Source organism: Melioribacteraceae bacterium (assembly GCA_035362835.1).
In the GTDB taxonomy this organism is placed as follows: domain Bacteria; phylum Bacteroidota; class Ignavibacteria; order Ignavibacteriales; family Melioribacteraceae; genus DSXH01.
In genome coordinates, this window is the sequence record DAOSDY010000002.1 from 539525 (window position 1) to 551967 (window position 12443).

The 12443-nt window shown below is 40.0% G+C and carries 12 protein-coding genes; 11 read left to right on the top strand and 1 reads right to left on the bottom strand.

Annotation, left to right across the window (positions count from 1 at the left end):
* Position 1: 1 nt before the first annotated feature.
* Positions 2–463 carry a (2Fe-2S)-binding protein gene (locus PLZ15_09550; protein HOI29986.1) on the bottom strand — a complete coding sequence of 154 codons (462 nt, stop codon included), beginning with the start codon at positions 461–463 and terminating at the stop codon, positions 2–4.
* A gap of 182 nt (positions 464–645) precedes the next feature.
* On the opposite strand from PLZ15_09550, the gene PLZ15_09555 reads away from it, so the two are divergent.
* The 11 genes from PLZ15_09555 to guaB all read left to right on the top strand — a co-directional run bounded on the left by PLZ15_09555 (position 646) and on the right by guaB (position 12432).
* Positions 646–3762: a hypothetical protein gene (locus tag PLZ15_09555; protein ID HOI29987.1), complete on the top strand. Its 3117-nt coding sequence runs from the start codon at positions 646–648 to the stop codon at positions 3760–3762.
* Between the two features lie 148 nt (positions 3763–3910).
* Positions 3911–4807 carry a phosphoribosylaminoimidazolesuccinocarboxamide synthase gene (locus PLZ15_09560; protein ID HOI29988.1) on the top strand — a complete coding sequence of 299 codons (897 nt, stop codon included), beginning with the start codon at positions 3911–3913 and terminating at the stop codon, positions 4805–4807.
* A complete protein-coding gene (locus PLZ15_09565; GenBank protein HOI29989.1) occupies positions 4807–5100 on the top strand; it encodes a DUF971 domain-containing protein in 294 nt (97 codons plus the stop codon). The genes PLZ15_09560 and PLZ15_09565 overlap by 1 nt, the downstream gene beginning before the upstream one ends.
* A 12-nt stretch (positions 5101–5112) precedes the next feature.
* Positions 5113–5718, top strand: a complete 606-nt coding sequence (gene pgsA, locus PLZ15_09570) for a CDP-diacylglycerol--glycerol-3-phosphate 3-phosphatidyltransferase (protein ID HOI29990.1) — start codon at positions 5113–5115, stop codon at positions 5716–5718.
* A complete protein-coding gene (locus PLZ15_09575; GenBank protein HOI29991.1) occupies positions 5699–6160 on the top strand; it encodes a phosphatidylglycerophosphatase A in 462 nt (153 codons plus the stop codon). Before pgsA ends, PLZ15_09575 begins: the two co-directional genes overlap by 20 nt.
* Positions 6161–6174: 14 nt before the next feature.
* Positions 6175–7431 (top strand): competence/damage-inducible protein A, encoded by a 1257-nt coding sequence (locus tag PLZ15_09580; protein ID HOI29992.1) that lies wholly within the window; start codon positions 6175–6177, stop codon positions 7429–7431.
* On the top strand, positions 7421–7978 hold the full coding sequence (gene thpR, locus PLZ15_09585) for an RNA 2',3'-cyclic phosphodiesterase (protein ID HOI29993.1): 558 nt from the start codon (positions 7421–7423) through the stop codon (positions 7976–7978). The genes PLZ15_09580 and thpR overlap by 11 nt, the downstream gene beginning before the upstream one ends.
* Before the next feature lie 10 nt (positions 7979–7988).
* Positions 7989–9041 carry a recombinase RecA gene (recA, locus tag PLZ15_09590; GenBank protein HOI29994.1) on the top strand — a complete coding sequence of 351 codons (1053 nt, stop codon included), beginning with the start codon at positions 7989–7991 and terminating at the stop codon, positions 9039–9041.
* A gap of 3 nt (positions 9042–9044) precedes the next feature.
* Positions 9045–9677 carry a regulatory protein RecX gene (locus PLZ15_09595; GenBank protein ID HOI29995.1) on the top strand — a complete coding sequence of 211 codons (633 nt, stop codon included), beginning with the start codon at positions 9045–9047 and terminating at the stop codon, positions 9675–9677.
* A gap of 59 nt (positions 9678–9736) precedes the next feature.
* On the top strand, positions 9737–10906 hold the full coding sequence (locus PLZ15_09600) for an acyl-CoA dehydrogenase family protein (protein ID HOI29996.1): 1170 nt from the start codon (positions 9737–9739) through the stop codon (positions 10904–10906).
* Positions 10907–10953: 47 nt separating this feature from the next.
* Positions 10954–12432, top strand: a complete 1479-nt coding sequence (gene guaB / locus PLZ15_09605; GenBank protein HOI29997.1) for an IMP dehydrogenase — start codon at positions 10954–10956, stop codon at positions 12430–12432.
* Positions 12433–12443: the final 11 nt, after the last annotated feature.

A 12443-nucleotide genomic window follows, 5' to 3' on the forward strand; every position in this document is an offset into this window, starting at 1 on the left:
ATCAGATGCCCTCCCCGGCTATTTTCTCCGCAGCTTTCCTTATCCTGGGATAAGTTCCGCACCTGCATAATACACCGGATAATGCTTCGTCGATCTCTTCTCTTGTTGGTTTGTTGTTAGAGTTGAATAGAGCTGCGAGAGTCATAATCTGTCCTGGTTGGCAGTAGCCGCATTGAGAAACTTCCAGTTCTATCCATGTCTTAAAGATTTTATGATCCGGATTTTCCGCAAGCCCTTCAATTGTAGTTATTGACCTTCCGACAGCATCTTTAACAGGAATTGAACAGGATCTTTCAGCTTTGCCACTGATATGTACAACACATGAACCACATATCCCTTCACCGCAGCCGTACTTTGTACCGGTCAAACCTAGTGTATCGCGCAGTACCCATAGAAGCTGAGTATCGGCTTCCACATTTACCGTGTAGGATTTGTTGTTAATATTTAATTTTAGTTCAGGCATGATATACCCGCTTTTTAGTTGGAATTCTGAAATCAAAATAAATTATTAAAAATCATTCTTCAACAATCCCTGAATTCACCGTTCATTATCAAATAAGAAATTTGTAAAATCGTATTTATAGAATAGGTTGAATATTATTATATTCATCAGTCATTTAACTTGAAACATCCAAGGGGCTTAATATGAAAAAGATAATACTGTTTATCCTGATCGGTTTTTCGATTTCTTCTTCCGGTATTTATGCTCAGAAATTAAATATGGAATTATTTAAAGGTTTGAATCCCCGTAGTATCGGTCCGGCAGGGATGAGCGGTAGAGTAACTTCAATTGATGTTGTGTCGAAAAATCCCGATGTAATATTTGTTGGAACGGCATCAGGTGGATTGTGGCGCTCTAATAGCGGAGGTGTAACCTGGGAGCCGATCTTCGATGATCAACCTGCCGCTTCAATAGGCGCTGTTGCTGTTGACCAGAATGTCCCTGATATAATTTGGGTTGGTACAGGGGAAGGGAATCCGCGTAACAGCCAGACCAGCGGAAATGGTGTTTATAAAAGTATTGACGGCGGAAAGACCTGGAAATTTCTTGGACTTGAAAAGACTTTTAATATCCACCGGATTATTATCGATCCAACTAATTCTAATATTGTTTATGCCGCTGCTCAGGGCTCTGCGTGGGGTGAAGGTTCCAATAGAGGTATTTTCAAAACTACCGACGGCGGAAAATCCTGGCGTAAAGTTTTATATGTTGACGAGAAAACAGGTGCTGCGGATTTAATTTTAGATCCCTCGAATCCTAATAAATTGATTGCAGCGATGTGGGAATATAGAAGATGGCCCTGGTTCTTCAAATCCGGAGGGCCGGGTTCCGGATTGTATGTTTCATTTGATGGAGGTGAATCATGGCAGAAACGGACAGATAAGGACGGTCTGCCGAAAGGGGAATTGGGAAGAATTGGGCTTGCTGTTTCCAGAAACAATTCAAAAGTCGTATACGCTCTTGTCGAGGCACAAAAGAATGGTTTTTACAGATCCGATGACGGAGGATTCAAATGGCGTTTTGTTGCCGATGAAAATATTGGGAACAGACCTTTTTACTACCACGAAATACATGTCGACCCTGAAAACGAAAATCGGATTTATAACCTTTACTCTATTGTTACTATGAGTGAAGATGGAGGTAGAACGTTTAATACATTGATATCGGGAAATGAAGTTCATCCCGACCATCATGCCTGGTGGATCAATCCTGCAAATGGAAATCATATCATCGATGGAAATGACGGAGGACTTGCAATATCCTACGACCGGGGCAAGACCTGGAGGTTTATCGGCAATTTACCGCTGGGTCAGTTTTATCATGTCAATGTTGATATGGAAACGCCGTATAATGTTTACGGTGGTTTGCAGGATAATGGTTCGTGGAAAGGTCCCGGTAGAGTTGAAGCTTCGGGAGGAATAAGGAATTCATATTGGGAGGAAGTCGGTTTTGGTGACGGATTTGATGTAGCCGCCGACCTATCTGATTCACGTTATATCTATTACATGTCCCAGGGCGGAAACCTCGGACGGTACGATCATATAACGGGAGACAGGAAACTAATCCGGCCTGTTCATCCTGAAGGTAAGAAATTAAGATTTAACTGGAATGCCGGTTTTGCCCAGGACCCGTTCAATAAAACTACTATTTATTACGGTTCTCAATACCTTCATAAAAGTGCCGACAAGGGAAATAATTGGGAAATAATCTCGCCGGATTTAACAACCAACGATACAACAAAACAAAAACAAAAAGATAGCGGTGGATTAACATTTGATGTAACAAATGCAGAAAATTTTACTACAATTATTGCAATTGCTCCTAGCCCTGTCAAAGAAGGTATTATATGGGTCGGGTCCGATGACGGAAACCTTCAAATTACTAAAGATGGCGGACGGTCATGGGAAAACCTTACTAAAAATATCAAAGGTGTTCCGGATGGATCCTGGATACCTCAGATCAGCGCATCCGTATATAATCCCGGAGAAGCGTTTGTTGTTATAAACAATTACCGTCGTGACGACTGGAAACCGTACCTGTATCATACTTCCGACTACGGCAGGACCTGGAAATCATTACTGAAAGAAACTGACGTTGCCGGATATGTATTGTCTTTTGTTCAGGACCCTGTAGAAAAAAATCTTTTCTTTACCGGCACTGAGTTCGGACTTTATGTAAGTATTGACGCCGGAAAAAACTGGACTAAGTGGACAAGCGGTTATCCAACAGTTTCAACATATGATATGGTGATTCATCCCCGAGATCATGATCTGGTGATCGGAACTTTCGGCCGTTCAATTTATATTTTTGACGATATTAGGCCGCTTCGACGAATGGCAAGAGAGGGTTTTAAGATGCTCGATAAACCTTTGATTCTTTTCGAAACCCGAGATGTTACAAAAATCTCACAGAAGCAGGCGCCGGGATTAAGATTTGCTGCAGCCGCAGAGTTTAAAGGTGACAACCTTCAAGCGGGAGCTATGATAACTTATTATTTAGTTCCTGATTCTTCAACTGCATCTGAAAAAGTAAGAATCGATTTTTTTGACGAAGAGAATAATCTTATAAGAACCCTTTTCCAGAACTATGAACCGGGATTCAATAGAATTTTCTGGGATCTTACACGTAAAGGAATGCGATTCCCCGGGATGCCGAAACCGGGACAATATGACGAGCCTTCCGGACCAGCGGTACTTCCGGGGACATATAAAATTAAGATCAGCTTCAAAAAGAATTACGATTCAACTTTCGTTAATGTTAAATCTGATCCGCGTCTTGAAGTTGATTTAAGTAATTTAAAGGAACGCGAGAAAATGCTAAACGAGCTCTATCGGTTTGTTGAAGTTACCACCGATATAACAGACAGGATTGAAAGTGCCAATAAAACCATTAATCTTGTGGAAGAGAAACTCAAATTAAGAAACGATGATTCCGCAAGGGAATTATTAAAGAATACTAAGCTGCTTAAGGAGAATCTTAAAATTCTGAATGAGTTTATTAATCAGCCGCGTGTTCAGGGTATTAGAACTGATGAGGAAAAATTCTCTGTTAAATTGCGCCGTGCTTATTCGGCTCTAACAGGTTACTGGGATAAACCAGGTGAGAGTGAAAAGGTTGCGATGAAACTGGTCAGCGATTCGTTCGGCGGAATTCTTTCAAAAGTCAATTCATTTTTCGATACCGACTGGCAGAAATTTCAAAATTCGGTCCAGCAAATGAATATTAATCTGTTTGAGGAGTATTCTACCTTTAAGTTATAAATTGTTGAATGGCAGATACAAGAGAAGGGGACAGCATACTGTCCCTTTCGAATAAATAGCTTAATATTCGCAACAAATTATTAATTTTCAGCATATTGAATCACTATATACCTCTCTTTATATTTCACAACCTAATTAAGGCGGGAATATGACTTATAATACATTGACAACTACAGACTTTAAGGAATTGAAGCTCTTCAAGCGCGGAAAAGTACGCGATGTTTATGATCTTGGTAAGTATTATCTGATTGTCTCGACCGACCGGCTCTCTGCTTTTGACGTTATTATGAACGAAGGCATACCGCATAAGGGTAATGTCCTTAACAGAATTTCCGCATTCTGGTTCGATTATACAAGTGATTTGATTGAGAATCATATAATTAGTATGGATGTTGATTCATATCCGGAAATTTGTAAGCCCTATAGAGAAGAACTTATTAATAGGTCTATGCTTGTAAAAAAAGCGGAACTGATACCTATAGAATGTATTGTGCGTGGATATATCACCGGTTCGGGTTGGAACGATTATAAAAAGACCGGCCAAATATGCGGTATTCAGCTCCCGTCCGGATTAGTCGAATCTGAAAAACTCTCCGAACCGATCTTTACTCCATCAACTAAAGCCGATATCGGCCTTCACGACGAGAACATTACTGAAAAGCAGGCGATCTCTATAATCGGAAGTGATGCTTATAATAAACTGAAAGAAATTACAATTTCTGTTTATGAAAAAGCTTCGGAATATGCTCTTAAGAAAGGGATTATTATTGCTGATACAAAAATGGAATTCGGGTATTATGACGGAAAAATAATTCTTATTGACGAGCTGCTTACACCGGACTCCTCCCGTTTCTGGCCATTGGACCAGTACCGGGCAGGTACTTCTCAGGATAGTTTCGATAAACAATATGTAAGGGATTATCTTATTTCGATAAAATTCAAAAAACAACCCCCTCCGCCGCCATTACCTGAAGATGTTGTATTAAATACGAGCAGGAAATACCAGGAGGCACTTTTTATGCTTACCGGAGAAAGAATATCCTGATGGCACCGTTACAGATCAAGATTGAAGGGAGAGATTCGATTATTATAAATTGGGATGACGAGACAGAAAGCAGAATAAAATTGACCGCTCTAAGGTTAAATTGTCCGTGCGCGTTATGTGCCTCCGACAGGGAAAATAATGGGAATCAGTATTTCCCGATTTTGAGTAATGAACAATTAACGGTAACAAATATTAGTATTATTGGTAATTATGCTGTTGGTATTTCCTGGATGGATGGTCACAATACCGGTATATATGAATTTAGTTACCTGAAGAAATTATCTAAAAGCTAACTTGTCAATTAAATGATACTTCCAAATCAACTGACTGTTTTAAGGATTATTCTTACGCCTGTCTTTTTGGTCCTCTTTCTCTCGGATGACCCTGTTTTAGTCCAGATCTCATTGGGAGTGTTTTTAATTGCTGCAATAACAGACTGGTACGACGGCTGGCTGGCAAGAAAATTCAATTATATTACTGAATGGGGTAAGTTTCTTGATCCGCTGGCAGACAAGATTTTAACTTCTACAGCATTTGTTGCATTTGTTGTTTTGGGAATTCTGGAGTTATGGATGGTTCTGCTTATAATCATAAGAGATCTTATCGTAACTGGATTACGCTTAATTGCCGATCATCGTAAAATATCATTTTCTACAAGCAGATCTGCCAAGTGGAAAACATTTCTTCAAATGTTTTTCCTCTATTACATTTTACTGCTATATACTGCCGGCACAGTCGAATGGATTAATGTATGGAATAGAGAATTAATTGAGCTGCTTTTAAATCCTACTTTAATCTACTATTCAATGCTCTTCATTACAATTTTTACTGTTTTTACCGGCATCACTTATATACTGTCAAACCGATTTTTAATTAAACAATTATTCAATATTGAAACTAAATCAGATTGAAAAATTTATAGGATCCGGATTCTATACCGGGTATATTCCAAAAGCAAGCGGTACATTTGCAAGTCTCCTTGCAATGCTTCTGTTTCTTATCCCCGGATTTGAAAATCCTTCAATTCTCATATTCATAATTTCTTTATCAATTGTTGCGGGTGTTAAGATTGCAAATAGATTCGAATCGGTTTACGGAAAAGACCCGTCTCAGTTTACATTTGATGAGTTTATCGGAACATGGATTACGCTCCTGTTTATTCCTAAAAAAATCTGGTATCTTGTACCTGCCTTTATACTTTGGAGATTCCTTGATATTGTAAAACCTTTTCCTGCAAAGAAATTGGAATTGTTGAAAGGGGGCTGGGGGGTTGTGCTTGACGATGTTATGGCAGGTATCTATTCATTCATTGTAATCCAGATAACAATACATCTAATCAACCGTTTTTTATAAAATAATAAAATAATATGAAAGCAAAAATTATAACAATTGGTGATGAAATTTTAATTGGTCAGACTATTAATTCCAACGCAGCTTATATCGGGGAACAATTGACTTCTTTACAGGTTGAAGTTGCTTCCTCCGTTGTTGTTGGTGATAACGAACAGCAGATCAGAAATGAATTCAAGAAAGCAATGGACCATCACGATGTTGTTATCGTTACCGGTGGTTTAGGCCCAACTCACGACGATGTGACGCGGAAATCTGTGGTGGAATTCTTTAACACTGAGCTTGTCAGTAACCCTGATGTACTGTCAGATATCAAAAAATTCTTCGAAGTGAGAGGAAGGCAGTTAACCAAAACTAACGAGGACCAGTCACTGGTACCTAAAATCGCACAGCCGATCAGAAATGGTAGAGGCACTGCACCTGGATTCTGGATCGAAAAAGGGAAGAAAGTCTTCGTAGCAATGCCCGGCGTTCCTTATGAAATGAAGGGCATGATGGAATCGTTTGTAATTCCCCAGCTCGAAGAGAGAATCGGTCTTCGTAAAGTTTTCAAGAAAACTATCAACCTTCTGACTACTGGTATACCCGAATCAGTTTTATACGACCGGCTTGGTAATCTTGACGAGCTTCTCGGCGGAGCAACTATGGCGTTTCTACCGAGTCAGTTTGGTGTTAAAATGCGTATTACCGCTCTGGCAAATTCAACTGAATTAGCTCAGAATAAAATTGAGGATATTGAACAGAAAATCAGAAGTCTTGTTGGCAGATATATTTTTGGTAAAGAGAATGATACTATGGAAAGTGTCGTCGGTAAGTTATTGGTAGACAGGAATTTAAAGCTTGCAGTTGCAGAATCTTGTACAGGGGGTTTAATCAGTCATCGTTTGACAAATGTGAGTGGTAGCAGCGGATTTTTGGAACGAGGTATTGTAGCTTATAGTAATGCCGCCAAAGTAGAACTTTTGAAAGTTAACGAGGATTCTATAGCAAAAAACGGTGCGGTTAGCCTTGAAATCGCCCGCCAAATGGCTGAAGGGATTAAGGCCGTTAGCGGTTCGGATATTGGATTGGCTGTTACCGGGATCATGGGGCCTACGGGAGCAACACCCGCAAAACCGGTCGGATTAGTCTTCATCGGTATTTGCGATGATAAAATCTGCACGGCAAAAGAATTCAGGTTCGGCGATGATCGTCTCCTGAATAAAGATAGAACCTCTCAGGCGGCTCTCGAAATGCTGAGAAGAAACCTGCTCGGTATTACTTATGATGATTAGAAGTTTTATTGCCCTCGAGCTGCCGGAACCGGTTATCGGCCGGCTGGTCTCTGCAGAACATGAGCTCGAATTGGCTCCCGGGAAAATTAATTGGGAGGGAAAAGATAAACTTCATGTCACTCTTAAATTTATAGGTGATATAACAGAGAATAATTTGATAAAGTTGTCACACCTTCTTGAAATTCTCGTTTTACGTTTTAATACTTTCGAATTGTCTTTGGATCAACTCGGTTATTTCAAGTCGAACGGAATACCCAGAATTTTATGGGCCGGATTAAAAGAAAATGGTAATCTGACAAAACTTGCCGGCGAAATTGATATATTGTGCAGTGAATTTGGTTTTGAAAGGGAAAAGAGAAAGTTCAAACCCCATATCACACTTCTCCGGATCAAAAACGAGGATATCATTAATAATCTGAAACCGGTTGGAGAAATTGATTTTGATCAATTAAAATTTGAGACCGGGAAGGTGACTTTATTCCAGAGCATTCTTTCAAAAAATGGATCTATCTACAAACCGATAAAAAGTTTTTTAACTAAAAAATAGTGGAGGGAATATGGCAATGGAAAAAGATGCCAGAATTAAAATTTTAGAGGATACAATTTCCAATATCGAGAAACAGTACGGTAAAGGTACTATAATGAAACTGGGAGATGGAGTTATATCCGAAGTAGAATCGATCTCAACAGGATCTTTATCACTCGACTATGCTCTCGGTATTGGCGGGGTTCCACGTGGACGTATAATTGAGATTTACGGCCCTGAATCATCCGGTAAAACAACTCTCTGTCTTCATATTATTGCCGAAGCTCAGAAAAAGGGTGGACTTGCCGCGTTCATAGATGCCGAACATGCTATGGATCTGAATTATGCAAAAAGGTTGAATGTTGATACCGCCAACCTTCTGCTTTCACAACCCGACTTTGGTGAACAGGCTCTCGAAATTGTTGATACACTTATCCGTAGCAATGCTCTCGATATAATTGTAGTAGATTCTGTTGCTGCCCTTGTACCGAGATCAGAAATTGAAGGCGATATGGGCGATCCGCAGATGGCTATGCAGGCACGCTTAATGTCGCAGGCCCTAAGGAAAATTACCGGTGCTATAAGTAAATCCAAAACCTGTGTTATATTTACAAATCAATTGAGAAGTAAAATCGGTATTATGTTCGGTAATCCCGAAACTACTACTGGCGGTAATGCGCTTAAGTTTTATGCATCTGTCCGCCTCGATATTCGTAGAGTTGCTGCTATAAAAGATGGAAATAATGTTATCGGTAACCGGACAAAAGTTAAAGTGGTTAAAAGCAAAGTTGCACCTCCGTTCAAAGAAGTTGAATTCGATATTCTTTATAATGAAGGAATAAGCAAAGCCGGAGATATAATTGACCTCGCAACAGACAAGAATATTCTGAAGAAAAGCGGCGCATGGTTTACTTATAAGGAGGACCGATACCAGGGAAGAGAACAGCTGAAACAGAAAATGCTGGAGGATCCTCAACTCCTCGCCTCTCTGGAAAAGGAGGTTAAAGTAACCCTTGGAATACTCAAAGAGGAACCGAAACCCGTAAAAGAGGAACAGCAGGAAACAAAACCTAAGAAAAAATAAGAAATGATTGTCGCTTCACTTGTCAGAAAAGGGAATGATGTCGAAATAATATTTGATGACGGGTCGGGTCTGTTTCTCGATTACCATGTCGTGGTGGATAACGGGATTAGAAAGAACGACTCATTGAGCGACGAACAAATAAATTATCTTAAAAACCGGAGCGAACTGAACAAAATTAAACATCAGGCGTTCCGGTTTTTAAGTATAAGAAATCACTCCTCGTATGAACTGAAATTAAAACTTCTGAAAAAGAAATTCCTTCCGCATCTGATAGATGAAGCTTTGGAATCCCTTAAAGAAAAAAAATATCTCGACGACCAGAAATTCTCCCACCAGCTGATCGAAGAAAAAATGAAAAAGGGAAAATCCGGGTCGATCAAAATTAAATCCGAATTGAAGAAAAAAGGGATATCAAGAGAGCTTGCGGATAAATTGATAGATACCCTCGATCAGAATCAGTTTTACGAAAATGCTTGTGATTTAGCGTGTAAAAAATATGATCAGCTGATTAAAAAAGAGACCGATTTTAGAAAAATCAAGCAGAAATTATTTTCATATTTAGCAATGAAAGGATTTGGATCGGATATAATAACTTTGGCAATAAACAAGATTAGAATGCCGGAGGAAACCGATTAATTCTGAATTTGGTCGGTAAGAACGTTTTAAGTATTTTTGAACCAAAAATTTTAACACTTATGCAAAAATTCACAGGATTAGATTACTATAATATCGAAAGTCTCCTCTCTGAAGACGAAAAATTAGTACGTAACTCGGTCCGTGATTTCGTCGATGATAAGATAATTCCCGTTATAGAAAAACATTACCGCGATGGTTCTTTCCCGATGGATCTTGTTCCAAAGCTGGGAGAACTTGGTTTATTCGGAATTACTCTACCTCAGGAGTACGGATGTGCAGGGATGAATAATATTGCATACGGACTCGTAATGCAGGAACTTGAAAGGGGAGATAGCGGAGTAAGAAGTTTTGTATCAGTTCAGAGTTCACTTGTCATGTACCCGATCTATACATTCGGCAGCGATGAACAGAAAAATTACTGGCTTCCGAAACTTGCTTCCGGAGAAAAAATAGGTTGCTTCGGACTTACTGAACCGGATTACGGTTCAAATCCGGGAGGAATGATAACCCGGGCTGAGAAGATTAGCGACGGTTACCGTATTAACGGCACTAAAATGTGGATTACTAACGGAACAATCGCAGATGTGGCAGTTCTATGGGCTAAGCTCGATAACGAGGTCCGGGGATTTATAGTTGAAAAAGGAACTCCCGGTTTTTCCGCCCCTGAAATGAAAGGAAAACATTCTTTGCGTGCTTCCGTTACATCAGAATTGATTTTTGAAGATGTGATAATTCCAGAACATAATTTGCTTCCTAAAAGTAAGGGACTTAAATCCCCGCTGATGTGTCTCAACCAGGCACGTTACAGTATCGCATGGGGAGTAGTCGGTTCCATGCTGGCGTGTTTCGATTCTGCTCTAAACTATGCAAATTCAAGAATTCAGTTCAATAAACCGATCTCTTCTTTTCAGCTAACACAGCAGAAACTCGCTTTCATGGCTACCGAAATTACCAAGTCACAATTATTAAATCTTCAGCTTGGAAAATTGAAAGATAACGGAGAGGTAAAGCATACTCAAATCTCGATGGCTAAGAGGAATAATTGCGAGATGGCTCTTGAGATCGCCAGAACCGCTCGAGAAATTTTGGGTGCAAACGGTATTCTCGACGAGTACCCTGTGATGAGACATTCAGCCAATCTGGAATCGGTTAAAACTTACGAGGGAACTCACGAGATGCATACGCTCATAATCGGTGAGGATCTCACCGGATTTTCCGCTTTTGAATAAAAGTGAGACCACCTTGTGTGGTCTTTTTCATAATAAATGAGGTCGATATGAAAAGTAAAAAGATCGATTTTGAAGGATTAACATTCGACGACATACTCCTTTTGCCTGCAAGGTCTCAGGTACTTCCGCGTCAGGTGGATATTAAAGCCAAACTTACTTCTTCAATTGAATTAAATATTCCATTCCTCTCGGCAGCCATGGATACCGTTACAGAATCCCAGATGGCTATCGCTATGGCGGCACAGGGCGGTATCGGAATTATTCATAAAAATATGTCGATTGAAAAACAGGCTGAAGAAGTCGATAAAGTTAAACGCTCCGAAAGCGGTATGATTGTCAAACCGATTACACTTACTCCAAATCATACTATTTATGAAGCTGAAGAACTGATGAGCAAATATCATATCTCCGGTATTCCTATAGTTGATGAAACCGGAAAGCTGATCGGTATTCTGACTAACCGCGACCTCCGTTTCGAACCGAATAGGAAGCTTCTTGTAAGCCAGCTGATGACTAAAGAAAATTTAATTACTGCTCCTGTTGGTACTAACCTTGATAAAGCCGAAAAAATTCTTCACAGGCACAGAATCGAAAAACTGCCTGTCGTAGATAAAAATGGAATTTTAAAAGGTCTTATTACTTATAAAGATATTATGAAAAAGAAAAAATTTCCGGATGCAAGTAAGGACCAGTACGGACGATTGCGTGTCGGCGCAGCCGTTGGAGTATCGAAAGATACTTTCGAAAGAGCTGAAGCACTTGTCCATGCAAATGTAGATGTAATAATTGTCGATACTGCACACGGACATTCTATTGGCGTTCTAAATACATTGAAGCAGATCAGGAATAAATTCAAAGATATTCAGTTGATCGCAGGAAATATTGTCACGAAAGAAGCTGCTATTGAATTAGTTAAGTGCGGTGTTGATGCGGTTAAAGTTGGTATAGGAGCCGGGTCAATTTGTACTACGCGTGTAATTGCCGGAGTTGGAGTGCCCCAGATTTCCGCAATCATTGATGTTGCTGAAGCTTTGAAAGGGAAAGGAATCCCGGTTATTGCCGACGGCGGAATCAAACAGACAGGTGATGTCGCCAAGGCAATTGCCGCCGGTGCTGATACTGTTATGATGGGCGGTATGTTTGCTGGCTGCGACGAAGCTCCCGGTGAAAAAGTCCTCTTTGAAGGAAGAAGCTTCAAAGTATATAGAGGTATGGGATCGCTCGGCGCTATGAAACACGGCAGCAGCGACCGGTATTTCCAGGATATGGAGGAGGATATTAAAAAATTAGTGCCGGAAGGTGTTGAAGGTAGAGTCCCTTACAAAGGACCTCTTTCCGAAACTATTTATCAGTTTGTTGGCGGACTTCGCGCGGCAATGGGATATTGCGGTGCAAAAAATATAAATGAGCTTAAAACGAAAACAAAATTTGTTAAAATATCCCCTGCAGGATTGAGAGAGAGTCACCCGCACGATATAATGTTGACAGAAGAGGCTCCCAATTATCAGATAGTTCAGAAACTTTAATTAAATATTTA

Bases quoted from the DNA above. Each gene is read 5' to 3' on its own strand.
- recA (HOI29994.1), top strand. From the start codon at position 7,989: ATGGCAATGGAAAAAGATGCCAGAATTAAAATTTTAGAGGATACAATT.
- PLZ15_09595 (HOI29995.1), top strand. From the start codon at position 9,045: ATGATTGTCGCTTCACTTGTCAGAAAAGGGAATGATGTCGAAATAATA.
- PLZ15_09555 (HOI29987.1), top strand. From the start codon at position 646: ATGAAAAAGATAATACTGTTTATCCTGATCGGTTTTTCGATTTCTTCT.
- PLZ15_09550 (HOI29986.1), bottom strand. From the start codon at position 463: ATGCCTGAACTAAAATTAAATATTAACAACAAATCCTACACGGTAAAT.
- PLZ15_09560 (HOI29988.1), top strand. From the start codon at position 3,911: ATGACTTATAATACATTGACAACTACAGACTTTAAGGAATTGAAGCTC.
- PLZ15_09580 (HOI29992.1), top strand. From the start codon at position 6,175: ATGAAAGCAAAAATTATAACAATTGGTGATGAAATTTTAATTGGTCAG.
- guaB (HOI29997.1), top strand. From the start codon at position 10,954: ATGAAAAGTAAAAAGATCGATTTTGAAGGATTAACATTCGACGACATA.
- PLZ15_09600 (HOI29996.1), top strand. From the start codon at position 9,737: ATGCAAAAATTCACAGGATTAGATTACTATAATATCGAAAGTCTCCTC.
- PLZ15_09565 (HOI29989.1), top strand. From the start codon at position 4,807: ATGGCACCGTTACAGATCAAGATTGAAGGGAGAGATTCGATTATTATA.
- thpR (HOI29993.1), top strand. From the start codon at position 7,421: ATGATGATTAGAAGTTTTATTGCCCTCGAGCTGCCGGAACCGGTTATC.
- pgsA (HOI29990.1), top strand. From the start codon at position 5,113: ATGATACTTCCAAATCAACTGACTGTTTTAAGGATTATTCTTACGCCT.